Source organism: Buchananella sp. 14KM1171, from assembly GCF_041380365.1.
In the GTDB taxonomy this organism is placed as follows: Bacteria; Actinomycetota; Actinomycetes; order Actinomycetales; family Actinomycetaceae; genus Buchananella; species Buchananella felis.
Genome location: NZ_CP159981.1, coordinates 176,552 through 194,159 on the forward strand (window position 1 = coordinate 176,552; position 17,608 = coordinate 194,159).

The 17,608-nt window shown below is 61.4% G+C and carries 11 protein-coding genes; 3 read left to right on the forward strand and 8 right to left on the reverse strand.

The genetic code is table 11. The features are described 5' to 3' along the window. Positions 1 to 49 precede the first annotated feature (49 nt). Positions 50 to 1,258 (reverse strand): methionine adenosyltransferase, encoded by a 1,209-nt coding sequence (metK, locus tag ABYF38_RS00710; RefSeq protein WP_371152217.1) that lies wholly within the window; start codon positions 1,256 to 1,258, stop codon positions 50 to 52. Between the two features lie 208 nt (positions 1,259 to 1,466). Here metK and ABYF38_RS00715 point away from each other — a divergent pair, with 208 nt between their 5' ends. Next, entirely contained in the window at positions 1,467 to 2,252 is a 786-nt protein-coding gene (locus tag ABYF38_RS00715) for a formate/nitrite transporter family protein (protein ID WP_371152969.1), read from the forward strand. Between the two features lie 1,725 nt (positions 2,253 to 3,977). Then, on the forward strand, positions 3,978 to 5,510 hold the full coding sequence (locus tag ABYF38_RS00720; RefSeq protein ID WP_371152218.1) for a hypothetical protein: 1,533 nt from the start codon (positions 3,978 to 3,980) through the stop codon (positions 5,508 to 5,510). A 284-nt stretch (positions 5,511 to 5,794) separates the two neighbouring features. Here the strand turns inward: ABYF38_RS00720 and ABYF38_RS00725 are convergent, their stop codons facing one another. Further along, entirely contained in the window at positions 5,795 to 6,202 is a 408-nt protein-coding gene (locus ABYF38_RS00725) for a hypothetical protein (RefSeq protein ID WP_371152219.1), read from the reverse strand. 199 nt (positions 6,203 to 6,401) lie between these two features. On the opposite strand from ABYF38_RS00725, the gene ABYF38_RS00730 reads away from it, so the two are divergent. Beyond that, positions 6,402 to 7,546, forward strand: a protein-coding gene (locus ABYF38_RS00730; protein ID WP_371152174.1) for an IS3 family transposase whose coding sequence is annotated in 2 segments (ribosomal slippage) — positions 6,402 to 6,687 and positions 6,687 to 7,546 — 1,146 coding nt in all. Because the reading frame shifts where the segments join, the coding sequence is not laid out codon by codon here. Between the two features lie 1,151 nt (positions 7,547 to 8,697). On the opposite strand, the gene ABYF38_RS00735 is transcribed toward ABYF38_RS00730, so the two are convergent. The 6 genes from ABYF38_RS00735 to ABYF38_RS00760 all read right to left on the reverse strand — a co-directional run bounded on the left by ABYF38_RS00735 (position 8,698) and on the right by ABYF38_RS00760 (position 17,526). Further along, positions 8,698 to 10,107: an IS3 family transposase gene (locus tag ABYF38_RS00735; protein ID WP_371152220.1), complete on the reverse strand. Its 1,410-nt coding sequence runs from the start codon at positions 10,105 to 10,107 to the stop codon at positions 8,698 to 8,700. A 213-nt stretch (positions 10,108 to 10,320) separates the two neighbouring features. Then, positions 10,321 to 11,379, reverse strand: a complete 1,059-nt coding sequence (gene mcrC / locus ABYF38_RS00740; RefSeq protein WP_371152221.1) for a 5-methylcytosine-specific restriction endonuclease system specificity protein McrC — start codon at positions 11,377 to 11,379, stop codon at positions 10,321 to 10,323. Then, a complete protein-coding gene (locus ABYF38_RS00745; RefSeq protein ID WP_371152222.1) occupies positions 11,376 to 13,793 on the reverse strand; it encodes an AAA family ATPase in 2,418 nt (805 codons plus the stop codon). Before ABYF38_RS00745 ends, mcrC begins: the two co-directional genes overlap by 4 nt. Before the next feature lie 346 nt (positions 13,794 to 14,139). Beyond that, positions 14,140 to 14,736 carry an RloB family protein gene (locus ABYF38_RS00750; protein WP_371152223.1) on the reverse strand — a complete coding sequence of 199 codons (597 nt, stop codon included), beginning with the start codon at positions 14,734 to 14,736 and terminating at the stop codon, positions 14,140 to 14,142. Further along, positions 14,733 to 16,076 carry an AAA family ATPase gene (locus tag ABYF38_RS00755; protein ID WP_371152224.1) on the reverse strand — a complete coding sequence of 448 codons (1,344 nt, stop codon included), beginning with the start codon at positions 16,074 to 16,076 and terminating at the stop codon, positions 14,733 to 14,735. Before ABYF38_RS00755 ends, ABYF38_RS00750 begins: the two co-directional genes overlap by 4 nt. Before the next feature lie 55 nt (positions 16,077 to 16,131). Beyond that, positions 16,132 to 17,526, reverse strand: coding sequence for a bifunctional phosphopantothenoylcysteine decarboxylase/phosphopantothenate synthase (locus tag ABYF38_RS00760; RefSeq protein WP_371152225.1), 1,395 nt, complete (start codon positions 17,524 to 17,526; stop codon positions 16,132 to 16,134). Positions 17,527 to 17,608 lie beyond the last annotated feature (82 nt).

Genomic DNA, 17,608 nt, shown 5'->3' on the forward strand with positions numbered 1-17,608 from the left:
CTGCGGAAGAATTTTCCGAAATCTGGGCAACACCCCTCAGTCAGACCGGTCAGAGGCCGGCCGCGGCGCGCAGCTCCTCCACGCGGTCGATGCGCTCCCAGGAGAACTGCTCCAGGTCGCGGCCAAAGTGGCCGTAGGCGGAGGTGGCGCTGTAGATCGGGGCGCGCAGTCCTAGGCGCTCGATGATGGCGGCCGGGCGCAGGTCGAACACCTGGTCCACGGCGGCGCGCAGCACGGCCTCGTCCACGTGGGCGGTGCCGAAGGTCTCGATGTTGATACCCACCGGGCGGGCCTTGCCGATCGCGTAGGCGACCTGCACCTCGCAGCGGTCGGCCAGGCCGGCGGCCACGATGTTCTTCGCCACCCAGCGCGTCGCGTACGCCGCCGAGCGGTCCACCTTCGACGGGTCCTTCCCCGAGAACGCGCCGCCGCCGTGACGGGCCATGCCGCCGTAGGTGTCCACGATGATCTTGCGGCCGGTCAGGCCGGCATCCCCCATCGGGCCGCCCACCACGAACGAACCGGACGGGTTGACGTAGATCTTCGGCTCCACCACCAGGCCCTCCAGGCCCGGCTCGGTGGCCAGCGTCGGGGCGATCACGTAGCGCTCGATCTGCTCGCGCAGGTACTCCTGCGTGGCGCTCGGGTCGTGCTGCGTGGAGACCACAATCGCCTCCACCGTGCGCGCCTGGCCGTCCTGGTAACCGATCGTCACCTGCGTCTTGCCGTCCGGGCGCAGGCCCGCCACCAGGTTCTCCTTACGGACCTGGGTCAGGCGCTCGGCCAGGCGGTGGGCCAGGTGAATCGGCAGCGGCATGAAACTGGGCGTCTCATTCGTGGCGTAACCGAACATGAGGCCCTGGTCGCCGGCGCCCTGACGGTCATAGACGTCCACGTCCTGCCCGCCCCGGCTCTCCAGCGACGAGTTCACGCCCTGCGCGATCTCCGGCGACTGCGACGAGATCGACACCGCCACGCCACACGAGTTGCCGTCAAAACCGATCTTGGAGGACGTGTAGCCGATCTCGTTGACCGTCTGGCGCACAATCGCCTGGATATCCACGTAGGCATCGGTGGTGATCTCGCCAACCACGTGCACCAAACCGTTCGTCACCAGCGTCTCCACGGCCACCCGGGCCTGCGGGTCAACGGCCAGGATCGCGTCCAAGATCGCGTCAGAGATGCGGTCACAGACCTTGTCCGGGTGTCCTTCAGTAACGGATTCAGAGGTAAAAAGCTGTAGCGGCGTATTAGTCACCCGGCAAGTCTAGGCGCCTGCCAGGCCAAGGTACACATTGGCACTTGTCACTAAGCGGCCGGTCCAAGTGATTGGTGGTTTGGCACGTTGACCTTGCGGGGACGACGTTCCGCCCGCCGCCCGGCGCCCGGGACGGTCGTGGCGGTGCGGTGTTCCCCTTCCAAAGGTCCCGCTTTCAGCTTCCGTCCAGGCTGGACAATTGCTGACTGTGTTGACGCAGATTGAGAATGTTTCCGCCCAGGTGGCGGCAGCCAACCACAAGGCCAAGGCATCGGCGGCGGTCCTGCCCTATTTCGTGGCTGCGATGATGGCCGGCACGTTCATCGGCCTGGCAGACATCTTCATGCTCACCGCCGGTGGCCCCCTGCGGATGGCAGGTTCTCCCTTCGCTTCCCTGGTTGAGGGCGGCATTTTCGGCATCGGCCTGATCATGTGCGTCTTTGCGGGCGGTGAGCTGGCGACGTCGGCCATGATGATCCTGCCCGTCGGCCTGCTGGAGAAGAAGGTGGCGCTGGGGCCGACCGCCCGCGCGTTCGCTCTCATGGTGCTGGGCAACCTGGCCGGCGCGATGGTGCTCTCAGCCATCGTGCTGGGTTCGGGAATCATGGACTCGCAGGCCGTGCCCGGGCAGGCGCTCGCCGCGCTGGTGGCCGCCAAGACCCACAAGACCACCACGGCGCTGTTCTTCCGCGCCATCCTGTGTAACGTCCTGGTTTGCGTGGCGATGTGGGCCGTGACCCGCACCAAGAGCGACGTGGCCAAGATGATCCTCATGGCCTGGGGCATGGCCGCCTTCGTGGCTTCCGGCATGGAGCACGTCGTGGCCAACATGACCACCTTCTCCCTGGGCCTGTTCCACGGCGTGGACCACGCCACCTGGGCGGAGGCCGGGCGCAACCTCAGCGTGGTGCTGCTCGGCAACATCGTGGGCGGGGCCGTGTTCGTGGGCCTGAGCCAGTGGTATGCCGCACGTGCAGAAAAGGTGGCCCACTGAGGTCTCCCAGAAGGCTGGTGCGGGCCGCGCGGTCGTTCAACCGCGCGGCCTTCGCTCTTTTGCCGTTCGCAGCAGGCGGGGGGCGTGTGGGTGCCCGCGCTGGGGTGGATGGCGGTGGGCTGAGGGCCGGGCCGGGGCACGTGCGGTGGGCGGCATGTGCGGTGGGCGGCACCGATGCGGTGGGCGGCACCGATGCCACCGAATGGGCCGTAGTCCGCTCGGGTGTGCGCAAACGATTGAGCAGTTAATGCACCTCCCGAGTACTTAGTCGTCCCGCGAGAAGTAGTTGGCAGGATTTCTTCTTGTTCAAAGGTGGGGATGGTCGCGCTGGCTCGGCCGAGGTGGACATCCAGGGGGCGGTTGAAAGCGATTGCTTCGTGCGGGCGTTGGGTGTTGTACTCGACTCGGCAGTCCTCGGCTCGTTCAACCACAGACCTGCGCGTCGCAGATGCTCGTCTAGGAAGAGCCTTTCGTACTCCAACGTGCCAAACCCACGTTCGCGCGATCCGTTCTGGCCGGGCGACTTCACCCGCGCATGGACGTGGCGTAGTTCGGGGTGTTGCATGATGAACAACTCGAAGTCCAGCGACCTGAACGGACCACCGTTATCGGTCACAATCCTCCCCGCTGGGCCCAGCTCGCCGGTGTCGGGGTCTACAGCCCCTAGAAGAGGGTGGCCGAACAGCGCTTCATAGTCAGCCAGGGCGAGCTCGATCGCATTGAAAATGCGTCGTATTGGTTCGCACTCGGCGAGACGTACAAAGGGGTGTTCGCTCCCTGGAAAACCATTGGCGGCATCCGGCAAGGCGCCAAGTCCCGCCCTGGCTGGTCTCAAACTCGCTCAAGTCCAGCAGCCCCACCTGGTTCGGGCCGGTCGCGTTCCTGACGAAGGCAGAGTTAGGCTTTTTTGCCAGCTCCCGGCGCTGTTTTTGCTACCGCCAGGCCCAGGATCAGCCCGTCATCACGCAGGATACGCCACGCGGTTGCTTGCCAAACGTTGTGCCCGTCATTGAGGGGTCAAGGCCCAGATCTTGCGGCGTCGCCGTCGCTGGCATCGGGCAGCGCGTGTTTGGTCACCAACTCCCGCGCAGCCCTCCGTGCGGGCCAAGTCCATGGCCCCCTGGGTCTTTTCTCTTGGCGGGCCTTGGCCTGCCAGCCTCCCAGTTAAGAAAAGGGCACGTCGATCAGTTTGACGAACCCCTCGGTCGGCGGGTGCCTGCTTCGATGCGGATTACCTCGAGGTCCTCGAAGAGCGCCGAGCCTGCCCTGCGCAGACTTCTTCCACACCCGAATCTCGAGGCCAGCCTCGCCAAGCGCCCGCGGTTAGAGCCAAGTCTTCCAGCCTCCAACTGTTGCTCGCGTGTCGAGGGCTTGGACCTGCACGCCGCAAAGCCCGCCTTGCCCGCCTCAAGAAAGTCAGCCTTCCACCGACCAATCCACTGCAAACTGCCCCTCTCACGCCTTGCTGCCTCGACAAATAGTCATCTCTCCGGCCAGGACACTCAACACAATCCTGGCCTTCTTCTCCACCACAATCACTGGAGGTCTTCCCATGACAGGCTCTCCTTCAAGACCCACATAACGCCCCTGCCACTAAGCCCGGCGCGGGACACAAACCCCAACTACACCCTAAAATGGGAAGAGCCCCAAATGCATGCGCCCCGATGTTAACATGTCTCCAGTCGCCCCCAGACGTAAACATAGAGGTTTATTAAGGAGAGAACAATGAGCCTTCTTTACCGAGCCATGTGGGAAACCAAGGTTTACGACCCCAACGAGCTTTTGAAGCGTTACCGCACCACCTTCGACAAGTGGGCGTACAATCCTCGCGAGGACATGGAGCGAGAAGTCAGAGAAGAGAGCGTTTTTTCCGGTTTTGAAGACGCTTTGGAGTTCGAGACTATTGACATTGACCCCACCGGACAAGAGTGGCGCGTTTTTGCCAGATTCCGTGTGGTGGACGACGTTCTGCACGCCTTAGTTGAGAATTACAGCGAGGGCCCGAACGTGGCCGCCAAAATTGCAGTCGGGCGCCCTCGAGTGGTTAGTGACCTGCTTGCTCTCTCTAATGAATGCCGCCTGGGTATTAGCAAGCTCATTGACGGCGTTACCAAGATTTCTTCGGAGAATGTAGAAAACCTGGTCGCTGAGCTTCGTGATGCTGACCGCCGCGTGCCATACATCGTCTTCACCGAGCCCAAGGACGTCTACGAGGCACGAATCGACTGGGAGCGCCTTGCCGCTGACGTCGCCGCTAGAAGCGCCGGCGTTGCCAACGTCTACACCCTCGATAGGGCTGCGACGTTCAAGTACATGGACGTCCTTGGCGACCTAGCAACCTGGAACGGCGGCGTGCGCACCTACGGTCCCGGTAACGTAGAAGATAACATATACAGCCACCGCTACTACACCTGGCGCCATCTCAACGAAAGCCACCCCTGGAAGTCACGTGACCGCCTCGTCTTCGGGGTAACTTCCCTCTCCACTCGCCTCAAGCCTTTCGACACGCTCATTGGGCTCGACTGGCAGCCACCCACCTTGCGCAATCTCGAAGAGAGCAAGCAGGAGTTAGAAAGCACGATCGCGGCGAAAGACCAGACGATTTCCCAGTTGAAGGACACTCTCGACATGTCCGAGCTCGAGCTCGCTGAGGCGCGCGCTCATCTGGAACGCATCAAGAACGCACTTATAGGTGGGGGACAGCCAGACCTTTTCTGGGGAACCTCTCAGCCCGAACTCAACGAGTTGCCCATGTCAGCCTTCTCACTGACCGATGCCGTCCAGCTTGCCCAAGAGCATCTGAGCGAAGAGCTGAGCGTCCCGTTCGAGGCCCTGCGTGAAGAGGAGAAGCTTGATACCCACGAGTGCGGGCCGCGCTGGGCCAACACTGTTTGGCACGGCTTAAAGAACCTGGCTGAGTTCGTGCGTGACAAGCGAACGGGATTCAAAGGCGATTTTTGGGCATGGTGCAAGCAAGGAGGCCCAAACCGTTGGCAGGCTGCCGCCAAGCGTTTGGCTATGAAGGAGAGTGACACCGTTTTGCAGATGCCGCGTCTGCGCGAAGCCCGAATGCTCCCCGTCGACACGGCCCTGAACGGAACCGGCAAGCTGCTAATGGAGCCACATTTGAAAATTGCGCCACAGGTTGGCACTCTCTCCCCGCGTGTCTACTTTTACGACGATACCTCTGGTGTCACCGGGAAGGTGCATGTCGGCTTCATCGGCCCGCATAGCCTGATGCCAAACACCAAGAGCTAGGCACGTTAGCAGGCAACGTGGCGCAGGCAGTCCACCAGGAAGCAGCCGTGCTCGGGGTACAGGTTTAGCTGCTCTGGTCAAGTCCCTTTGGGTGGTGTTGTCCCGCGTGAAGTAGTTGGCAGGATTTCTTCTTGTTCAAAGGTGGGGATGGTCGCGCTGGCTCGGCCGAGGTGGACATCCAGGGGGCGGTTGAAAGCGATTGCTTCGTGCGGGCGTTGGGTGTTGTACTCGACTCGGTAGTCCTCGGCTCGTTCAATCAAGGTCAGTGCGTCGCAGATGCTCGTCTAGGAAGAACCCATCACTTCTTTAACGTGCCAAAGGTCGCGTTCGCGCGATCCGTTCTGGCCGGGCGACTTCACTCGCGCATGGACGTGGCGTAGTTCGGGGTGTTGCATGATGAACAACTCGAAGTTCAGCGACCTGAACGGACCACCGTTATCGGTCACAATCCTCCCCGCTGGGCCCAGCTCGCCGGTGTCGGGGTCTACTGCCTCGAGAAGACGGTAGCCAGACACCGCGCTGTGGTCAGCCAGGGCGAGCTCGATCGCATTGAAAATGCGTCGTATTGGTTCGCACTCGGCGAGACGTACAAAGGGGTGTTCGCTCCCTGGAAAACCATTGGCGGCATCCGGTAATGCGCCAAGTCCCGCCCCGACATGGTCTGAAAACTCGCTGAAGTCCAGCAGCCCCACCTGGTTCGGGCCGGTCGCGTTCCTGACGAAGGCAGAGTTAGGCTTTTTTGCCAGCTCCCGGCGCTGTTTTTGCTACCGCCAGGCCCAGGATCAGCCCGTCATCACGCAGGATACGCCACGCGGTTGCTTGCCAAAGGGAATGGTGTAATGGTTGGTGTCACTGGTTGCGGGGCTGTTGGTCTCGCGGGAGGGGGCTGTGATGCCCAGGAAGTATGCGCCGGAATTCCGTCAGGATGTGGTGCGTTTTGCGTTGAATCGTCCTGCTGGGATGACGTTGGCGCAGGTAGCAGCTGATTTTGGGATTGGGGGTTCGACTCTGGATGCTTGGATCAGACGCGAGCAGGTTTCTAAGGGTGTGCTCAAGGCTAGTGCGGGTGAGGACAAGGCTCGTATCGCGCAGTTAGAGCGCCAGTTGCGGTTGAAGGAAGAAGAGTGCTTCATCCTTAGAAGGGCGGCGGCTTACCTGGCCCGTGATGTGAACCCAAAATGATCTACCCCCTGGTAGAAGAACTAGCTGGTTTGGGCATAGCGGTTAGTCGGATCTGCCGGGTGCTTGGTATCGCCCGCCAGCCTTTCTACCGGTGGCGCGGGTGTAGGCAAAGCCGGCTAGAACAACGCCGTAGCTACTTAAAGGAACGGGTGAGGGCCATCCATAGTGCTGATCCTGCTTTTGGCTACCGGCTGATTACCGATGAGCTGGCCCGCCAGGGAGTCAAGGTGGCTAGCCGCACGGTGTGGTCGATCTGTCACGAGTTGGGCATTAGGTCTATTACTGCACCCAAAGGCAAGACCAAGACCACCAAGAGCGCTAGAAGCGTTGGGGTTGATCTGGTTGGGCGGGTCTTTCATGCCGATGGGCCTAACCGTCTCTGGCTTACTGACATCACCGAACATCCCACCACTCAGGGCAAGTTGTATGTGTGTGCGATCAAGGACGTGTGGTCTAACCGGATCGTGGCTCTTAGCAGTGCTACGTCCATGAGCGCTTCTCTCGCGGTTAACGCTTTGGCCCAGGCGGTAGCAGACCGCCACCCACCAGCCGGGTGTGTAATCCATTCAGATCGTGGTGCGCAGTTCACTTCCACGGCCTACCGGCAAGCTGCCCGCGCCTACGGGCTGGTCCAGTCCATGGGACAGGCCGGTACGTGTGCGGACAACGCTGCCATGGAGTCCTTCTTCGCGCTTTTACAGAAGAACGTGCTCAATACCCGCAAGTGGGAAACCCGTCAGGAACTAGCCACCGCCATCCGCCACTGGATCGAATCCACCTACCACCGCCGACGCCGCCAAGCCCGCCTAGGCAAACTCACACCAATCGAATACGAAACAATCTACACAAACTGACACCAAAACTTGCACCAGACCCAAACGTTGTGCCCGTCATTGAGGGGTCAGGGCCCAGATCTTGCGGCGTCGCCGTCGCTGGCATCGGGCAGCGCGTGTTTGGTCACCAACTCCCGCGCAGCCCTCCGTGCGGGCCAAGTCCATGGCCCCCTGGGTCTTTTCTCTTGGCGGGCCTTGGCCTGCCAGCCTCCCAGTTAAGAAAAGGGCACGTCGATCAGTTTGACGAACCCCTCGGTCGGCGGGTGCCTGCTTCGATGCGGATTACCTCGAGGTCCTCGAAGAGCGCCGAGCTTGGACTGCGCAGACTTCTTCCACACCCGAATCTCGAGGCCAGCCTCGCCAAGCGCCTGGGTTAGCTCCAAGCCTTCGGGCCCGACTGTTGCTCGCGTGTCGAGGGCTTGGACCTGCCCGCCGCAAGGCCGGCCTTGCCCGCCTGGAGAAAGTCAGCCTTCCACCGACCAATCCACTGCAAACTGCCCCTCTCACGCCTTGCTGCTTCGACAAATAGTCATCTCTCCGGCCAGGACACTCAACACAATCCTGGCCTTCTTCTCCACCACAATCACTGGTGGTCTTCCCATGACGGGCTCTCCTTCAAGACCCACATAACGCCCCTGCCACTAAGCCCGACGCGGGACATCATCACCCTCACGGGCGCGTCCTACCGGCTACGCAACACCAACATGACCACCCTGCCTTCCGCTCACATCCAGAAACAGGCAGACTAGACAACGCCAACCAGTGGTTTCCCTTTCGACCGGCGAGAATGGTCCCCTTTTCGACCGTCGTCGACACCTGGCTTGAACAACGCGCTCCTCAGTGGCGTGCGGGAGTCAAGATGGTAGCAATGGACAGGTTTAGCGGTTTCAAGACTGCCATCACCAGTCACCTGGGCGGAGGCCGGGCGCAACCTCAGCGTGGTGCTGCTCGGCACCATCGTGGGCGGGGCCGTGTTCGTGGGCCTGAGCCAGTGGTATGCCGCACGTGCAGAAAAGGTGGCCCACTGAGGTCTCCCGGAGGGCTGGTGCGGGACCGGCCGTGCGCAAACTCTTGAGCCTTTCTTGCACCAGTTGCGCCGATATATGTCCCCGTAGCGCCCCAATAGGTACAAGAAAGCTACAACTGCTCCCACATGGACTGACCCCTGTTTGTTAGACAGTGAGTTTGTAGTGTTGTTGCCGGTAGTTTACCGGACTTGTGTGTAGTTTGCTTACGATTCGTTCTTCGTTCCACCATGTGATGTATTGGCTGATTAGTTCCTCCAGGCTTTCATAGTCGTCGTGGGGGTTTGAGTTGAGGTTTAGTTCGGTTTTCAGGCGGGCGAAGAATGCTTCGGCGGGGGAATTGTCCAAGCAGTTGCCTTTACGAGACATTGACTGGCAAGCGCCTAGGGATTCAATCAGCTCGCGGTAGTCGTATGAGAAGTATTGCCCGCCTTGGTCGGTGTGGATCACTGTCCCGGTCAAGTCTGCTTTTTGGGCATACTGTTTGATCATGTTGGTAACTAGTTGTGTGGTGGCGCTTTTGCCTAGCTGCCAGGCCACGATCTCGTTGTTGTACAGGTCTAGCAAGGGCGAGAAGTAGTACCAGGAGCCCGCCCAGGAAATCTGGGTGATATCAGTAACCAGGCATTTACCGGGCTTGTCGGCATGGAACCGACGTTGGAGACGATTAGGGATTTTGGCTTGAGTGCCAGCAAACGAACGGTAGTGCTTACGACGCGGGCAGGCCCCCTTCAGTCCGGCCATCCTCATCAGTCTGGCGACCTTCTTGTGGTTGAACACCTGGGGTGGGTAGTTGCCAAAGCCCTGAGCGATCAACGCGGTGATGCGCCGACACCCATAGCGGCCTTGGGCGTAGTCAAAGGCTGCCTTGACTACCTCTAGGTCCGGGTCGGGCTGGTTCGAGCGTTTCCGGGCCCAGTAGTAGGTCGAGCGAGCAAGCCCCACGATCGCGCACAGTCTTGATACCGGGTGTATGGCTTTGAGGGTAGTGACCAAGAGGATCAAGAGCTCTTGCCACGTATCAACCTCATCCCTCAAAGCACAAGATTTTTCCAGCAGCTCCACGTGTAGCGCGTCCAAAGCCTGGCGTTTTTCTTCGTTGGGGGCTTGAGCCTTGGCTGTTTCGATGTGGTGGCGCATTTCTTGCAGCCATTTACCCCAATGCTCGAATCGGTATCCTGCTTTCTGGGCGCGGTTAATGCGCTCGTATGCGGCTTTAGCGCTTGTTTCAGGGTCGACCATTTTTCTGTCCTCTAGCCAGCGTCCGAAAATGATCGGGTAAGAACCGGCCGGTAGTCCGTACTCGCGAGTGAGTTTGCCCGCGTTTTCACCAGCAAGCCATCTCATCCCGATCTCGGTCTTTAATTCTACCGGCCAGAAACGCGGCACGCGTTCTTGACGGGCTAGGTCAAAACCATCACGATCAGCTTCCCGACAAATCCGGCGTGCTGTCTCATACGACACGCCCGCACGCGCAGCACACTGACTAACCCGCAAGCCCTGCTCATACAAATCCAGCACCATCAACCGACGCTGAAAACGCTCCTCTATCGACACAATCCCTCCCAAGACCAGGACTGTCCAACAACAAGGGTTCGGTCCAACAAAGACTCGAACGCTGCAATAAGGCACCAATCATTTGCGCAGGGGGCATCGGGAGAACCGAACCCCCCAGCGATGCGTCTGCTGTGACCGCAGCGTTCCGCCGACGTCCCTGTGGCTGTTCGTGCGGGCGGCGCCGGTCAACCACCCCGCGCTCGTTGCAGCGTCCTAGCCGAAGTGCTTAGCAGCAATCCCATCCAGCTGGTCCCTGATCTCAGCGAAGGGCTTGCCCAGGTCCAGTGCTCGCACCGCGATCTGGTTTCCGCTCATCTGGTAATCACCGTCGGGCTGCACATCCTGATCGGTCTTGGCGTAGAGCAACATGCCCGAAACGGTGTGGGGCACTCCCTTGGCTGCCAGCTCCGCCTCCTTGTTCTTCACGTAGGCGAAGATTTGATAGAGGTTCTGGGAGTGGATGGTGTGCTTACCCCACCGCTCCTGCGTCGAGCGCGAGTAGTACTTCGCGTCGATGATCAAGAAACAGTTGTCCCGGCTGAGTACGATGTCGCTCTGCATGGTGGGAAGCATCGTGCCCACCCCGTCATCCAGCGCCCATTTGATCTGCGGCGAGCTTGCCCTGGCCAGTCGGCATTCGGCTGCGTAGTACTCCAAGATGAACTTCTCAAACAGCCGTGCCATGTTCTCTGGTTTCAGGAAGCTCATGAGCCGCAGCTCGCCACGCTCGGTGGTCTGCAACATGCCCTCCAGCACCAGCTGGCAGATGGACAGCAGAATTCGATAGCTCTGCGTGTTGCGGGTGAAGCGGATAGACGCCCACCGGATCGCGGCGGGATCCACCTCCGTCACTTCGGTGAGAAACAGCAGGAGCCTGCGCAGCTCGTCGCGCCGCTGCTCGCTTACCGCGCCATGCCGCAGCAGGACCATCGCGGTGGTCTTGAGGACACGGTTCATCAGGTGGTCCACGCTGAGCTCGTCATACTCGCACGAAAGACTCTGCCGGCGGGCCAGACGATTGCGCACCGTGCCAGGTAGGTCGATCTTTCCCCGCAGGGTGCCAAGGTCCTCGGTGTGGCTCAGGTACTCGCGGTGCAGTCCCCGCTTTAGCTGGCGGGTAATGCCCATGGCCAGGATCGCCGCGAAGAGATCGTGGATGTGTTCGAACTCCTCGCCCGCAACGTCCTCCTCGCGGTCGGGGCGTAGGTCCTGTAAGGCGTAGGAGAGCATATAGAACACGTTCTTGATGAATATGCTCTTGTCCTTGATCACGGCTTTAGCACCTCGTGGAGCTTACGGATCCAGCTCTCCGCCTTGTCTTCGTCGTCGAACCAGTACTCCCGCAGCATCGGCGCGAGGTCGTAGTCGACCACCTCCGTCAGCCACTTCTCGGTAGCCTCTGGCCGACCGCAGAAGTAGCTGTGGCCGATGCAGAATCCTCGCCCCAGCGACCTGTCCTTGCGGATGTCCGCGTTGAGTTCCTTGACCACGCCAACCAGACGATCAAACGCCTCGCTCGCGAGCGCCTTGCGCAGGAAGGTAAATCCCTTGGAGTCGAAGCCGGGCTCGATCTCGAAGAAGCTGAAGCGTCGCCGCAGTGCGTAGTCAATCAGCGCCAAAGAACGATCGGCCGTGTTCATCATTCCGATGATGTGGAGGTTGGCCGGCACGCTGAAGTTCATGCCGTTGTACGCCAGCGTCGCCTTGTGCCCCCGGTAGTCCCGCTCGATCAGCATGAGCAGCTCGCCGAAGATCTTTGAGAGGTTACCTCGGTTGATCTCGTCGATGATGAAGAAGAAGTCCTTGTCCGGCTGGTTGGCTGCGCGCTGGCAGAACCGGTAGAAGACGCCGTACTGCAGCTCGAAGCCCTCACCCTGGGGCTTGTACCCCAGCATGAAGTCCTCGTAGGAGTAGTTCTGGTGGAACTGGACGAACTCGATGCGGGTGTCGTCCTTCTCCCCCATCAGCGACCAGGCAAGCCGCCTGGCGGCAAACGTCTTTCCGACGCCCGGCGCGCCCTGAAGGATGATGTTCTTCTTGTGCCCCAACACAGAGACGAGTTGGTCGTAACGGTCCTCGGTCATGTAGACCTCGGCCAGGAAGTCAGCTCGTGAGTACCCGGCCGCTCCCTTTTCTTCCGGGACCGGATTCTCCTCACGGATGAGGTCCAGCAGGAAGTCGTACTCCTCGGGCGTCAATTTAAACAGGCTGCCCATTGGGTTTTTGAGGTACTCCATGTCCCTCAGTTCCTGGCACGCAGCGAAGACCTCGTAGTCAATGGGAGTGGGAAGGCCCTCGGTCTTTTCGAATCGCAGTCTTTCCCCGTCTTGCTCCGCCACGATCCGCCCCAGCGCCACAATCTGCTTCACCGGCGTCGATTCGTAGCCGATAACAAGGTCACCCGCTCGGGCGTCCAGGAAGTGCTGGTGGATGCGGCGCTTGTTTCCGCGCTCGTTGTAGAGCGTGTAGCTCTGCTCCTCGCCCACAGCAATATCGGCAAAGCTCCACTTCCGGGGGTTAGCGTTCAGCCACCAATAGTGCCGTTCGCGGTCCAAGGGCTCCTCTTCTCCGTTGGGTTCGTTAGACGCGTAAAGAGCAACCTCGGAGGTGTCGAAGCGGTCGAGCGCTGCCAGCAGCTCCGGGCGCAGCCGCCAGATGAAGCTGCCCACTTCGTCCTTTTCAGCATCCCTGCCGATGTAGAGCACACGCCACCATTGCGCGCTGCCGTCTTCCCGGCCCGGCACGGGGCAGCCGGTCTTCTTCGCCACCCGCTTCGCCAGACCTACAGAGCCGGAAAGGTAGACGTTGTAACTGCCCCCGTATTTCTGCGCCAGGTACTTGCAGGAAGACTCCCCGCCGCAGTCCTTGATCCGAGCGACTATCTCCAGGCTCGACCTCGTGAACACGTTCTCGTCGTGCAGCAGCGCCAGCCAGTCGTCAACCGATAGGCCGGGATGGTACTGATCCTTGCTCGGCGTCCACTCTTGCGCCGTCGTCTGTGGTTCGTGAGCAAAGTGCTGTCCAACGTAGTAACAGAAGTCAGCCGTGAGCGTGCGGAGAGATGGGTCTGAATAGCAGTCGGGGGTGAGCTGCGACTGCAACAGTCCTGCTAGTTCGGGATCTTCTTGAAGGGTGGCGCAGATCTCGTCATAGAACGCGAGGTGGTTGCGCAGATTGTCCTTGTACTCCCCCTTCCTGAATCGGTAGCTTGTACCGAGCACCTGGGAAGCTGTCTTAGCCTCACCAAACCTGTAGACGTAGTAACGGTCTGGGTAACGCAACCACAAGTAGGTGGTTATAGCGTTCTCGCTCTGAAAGTGCTGCTTCGCACCGTGTCCATGAGTCTCAAGCAAGCGCTGAGCCCCGTGCTTGAAGGCCTCAATCCGCTCGTAGTAATCCCTACTCTCGTCAAATAGAGAGACAAACAGATCCCGAACCTCCTCTGGCGCCTCCTTAGCTAAGTCGACGATCATCCCAGCCGGGAAGTTGTTTGTGGAGGCGAGCAACTTGGAAGTCTTGGCAAGAGAACGCTCCAGCATACGGGAGAAGTTGGTGGCCTCTACGTCCCAGTTCTCCTGGAAGTGTCTCACCGCTTCCCACTTGTGCTTCTCTTCCGCCCAGTGGCGGGCATCGAAGTCCCGTTTGTAATCGGCAAGTATCTCGCGTAACCGAAACACGTCAAACATCGCTCGCTCCTTCACGGATGCCACAGCTTCTCCCGGACCCAGCAGTTGCTGTGCCCGTATTGAGAGCTGCACCGATTTTGGCACGGCGCGCCGGGGAGGGTACGCGCGAAACTCCTAAACGCGGAAAGGCCAGATCGTGAGCCTTAGTGGGCAAGGCACCGCAGCGGGCTAAAAGTCACCGTCTGGGACCGGACACATGCAGGTTAAGAACGAACCCCGGCCAGGGACTTCAGTCGGCAGTCAGCCGCGCCGCTACTGCTTCCACGATCGCTGCCGCCGCCTGCGCCTTGCTGCCACTGTCCTCGCCTACGTCCCCTCTGGCCGCCCCTACTAGTTGGCTGGTTTCCTATGCGCTGCGCATGAGGTCTACCAGGATCGGCAGCGCCGATGACGGATCTGGCCCCTGCCGCCCCGGTCGCATCTCGCTGTCAACAGTACGAGCGATCTTGCATGCGGCTTCCACCGCGCCGAACGGGAAGGTTGACGAAAGCACCTTGTTCTTCACGAGCCCCAAGCGCTCTACGCAGTCGTCTAGCTGTGTCGAGGTCAGAGCCGACCGCCTGTCTTCGACGTGCCAGCGCAGCCAGACTTCAAACTTCAGATTCGAAATCAGCAGGCTGATCTTCTCCCGTTGAGCGAAATGAATCGCAGAGGCCAGCGTCCGGTGTTGATCGACGTCTACCAGGCAAACGCACTCGTCAAATTCCTTGCCTCTCCGTGCGGCGTTGTCCCGGAACTCAATGCATTTCTGCACAACCTTGAGCGGGTCTTTTCCTACTGGAACGGACTTGACCGTAGTAGTAGTCCCTCTGCTGCGCAGGTAATCGTTGAGCCCCTCGACGTACTGGGGCTCAGTTCGCAGCCCCTCTGTGACAACAAGGATCCGCCGCGCAAGTTGCCGCGCTGGCCTCGCCTTGCGTTCTCGCCGCATTCCCGCCATCATTCCTCCGCTTGCCGAGAATCGATAAGTGCAGCGAACAAGCTGGGCGAAAGTCGCGGAGTTCCGCCGTACCGGCCCGTGAGGTAACGCTTTGCAACGTTGGCGTCTGGATGCTTGGGGAAATCAGCCAGGCACGTCAGCTCCGTCACGCCCTCGACCGTCTTGTCGGTGAACCAAACCTGCTCCGGCTCCAGCCGAACATCGCTAAGTGGCGAAAGCACGTACGACTCGTGACTGGTGAAAACCAACTGCGCGTGCCGAGTGTTGACGCATGGGTCCGCGAACGCACCGAGCAGCACGTCGAGCAGGTGCGGGTGAAGGCTTGCGTCGATCTCATCGACCAGCAGCAGGCCACCCCGCCGCAAAACCTGCAGCGCGGGCACCGCAATCGCGAGCCAGGCGATGGTGCCGTCGCTTTCCTCTTGGACGGAGAACTCTGGGCAATCCTCACCACTGCCACGATGGGAGAAGACGAGCCGCCTGGCAACCTGTTCCGCGACGTCTTCGGTCAGCTCCTCCTCTTTGACTTCCTCAGCTGGTTCCCGCACAGATTCGTGATCCCGCTGAGCGTCGCCGTCAAGTTCACGCCGGAGTCGTGAGATTGCCAGGCGTATCCGTTCCGGGACGTTCCTCTCCTCAACCCTGACCTTCGTCACGCCGATGTCTGCGACTCGCAGCAGCGCTTCCAGGTCGCTGAAAGTGACGTCGCCGTCCACGAGGAGGTCTGATAGGCGCCTTAACCGTGCGGCACGGTGTGAGTCCTTCACTAGGACAACGTCAAACCCTGCCAGGAGCTTGCGGGCGAAGCTCTTGAGTGGGGAATCCTCCAACAACAGTGCACGGCTAAGCACCAGTTCCCTGGCCGTTACCTTGATCTTCCCACCTAGGCTCTGGTGGAAGCTGAGAACGCTCTCTTCCCGGTCCCGTTCGAGCAAAGTACGCCAACGCGAGGTGACTTCGCGCATCCACTCGCGCCTGATTCCGTCTCGGTCGACCTCGAAACCGTACAGGTAGCGTCGTCCATCGATAACCACGTCAAGCTCGTACAGGCTCGAGGATTCCTGGGATTCAGCATCGAGTTTGAAGGGGGCACGCACCATGTTCTTGGAGGCTTGCCACTCGGTAGCAGAAAGCACGATCGCGGTGTAGGCGTATCGGAAGGCGTCCAGAATCGCCGACTTGCCCGTGGCATTGCCGCCGAAGATCCCGGCAAGCGGGTAAATGGAGGTCCCCCAATCGCCGTCCTTGGGCAGGAGCGTCTTTAGTGACGGTCGAGTTAAGTCGATCTCGACCTCGTCACGGATGCTCTTGTGGTTGCGGACAGAGAAGCGCAGCAACGTCATGCGCCCACAATATCACCCTGAAGGGCCCCTTCTACACGTTTTTCGAGCCAGGCGGCTAGCTCAGCCGCGCCGCTACTGCTTCTACGATCGCTGCCGCCACCTGCGCCTTGCTGCCGCTGGCCTGGCCGACGTTGCCGCCCGCCCCGTCCAGCAGGAACACCTGCGTGTCCACGGCGCCAAAGCCGGCGCCGCCGCCCACTCGGTTTACCACCGTCAGATCGGCGCCCTTGGAGCGCGCCTTGCGCGCGCCGTATTCCAGCACGCTGCCGTGCTCGTCGCCCGTCTCCGCCGCGAAACCCACCACCAGGGCCGGGCGCGTGGGAATTCCCCCGACCAGCGGCGGATCCTGCGAGAGCTCAGCCAGCACGTCCACCGTGGGCACCAACTCGATGGACCAGCCGCCCTCGCCGGCGCGCTCGGCGTCCGTGCGCTTGCGCTTGGCATCCAACGGCTCGCGCGGCGTAAAGTCCGCCACCGCCGCCGCCATGATGACACAATCCGCCACCGGCCCAGCCCCGCCGCCGCTCGCGGCGGCCCGCACCGCCTGCCGCAAATCAGCAGCGCTCACCACCGGCACTACTGCAACCTCATCGGGCAGCCGCGCAAGCAGGTCCGCGCCCACGTTCGCGGCCACCAGCGTCACCCGCGCCCCAGCGCGCGCCGCAGCGAGAGCCAGCTCCACGCCCATCACGCCGGTGGAGGCGTTGGCCAGGTAGCGCACCGGGTCTATCGCCTCGCGCGTCCCCCCGGCACTGATCACCACGTGCCGACCGGCCAAATCCCCCACCACACCGCACCCGGCCGCACTTTCCAGACCGGCCGGCGCAGCGTCGTCCACAAACGCCCCCGCCGCACCGACTCCCGCCGCAACATCCGAACCGGCCGGCGCAGCGTCGTCCACCAATGCAATGGCCGCAGCGAAAATGGCCTCGGGGTCAGGCAGGCGCCCGATCCCAGAATCGGAACCGGTCAGCCGCCCGGAGGCCGGCGTCAGCACGCTCACGCCGCGCCGCCGCAGGAGCGCCACGTTGTCCTGCGTGGCCGGGTGGTTCCACATCTCGGTGTGCATGGCGGGCGCCACCAGGACCGGGCAAGCGGCGGTCAGCAGCACGGCCCCCAGTAGGTCGTCGGCGCGGCCGGTAGCGGCGCGTGCCAGGAAGTCGGCGGTGGCGGGGGCGACCACCACCAAATCCGCCTCCTGCCCTAGGCGCACGTGGTCCACACCCTCGGCGTCCTCGAACACGTCGGTGCGCACCGGCTCGTGGGACAGCGCGGCGAACGTGGCCTCCCCCACCATCCGCAGTGCGTTGTGGGTGGGCACCACGCGTACCCGGTGCCCCGCCTCCGTGAAGAGGCGCAGCAGCAAAACTGACTTATATGCAGCGATGCCCCCCGTTACCCCCAGAACAATCCGGAGGCCACGGGGGGCACTGCTAGTGGTGTCAGGCATCCTGACCGAAGTCGGTGGCGAAGTCAGCCGCGAAGTCCGCGCTGAAGTCGGTCGCAACCTGGTCGGTCACGCCCGGCACCTC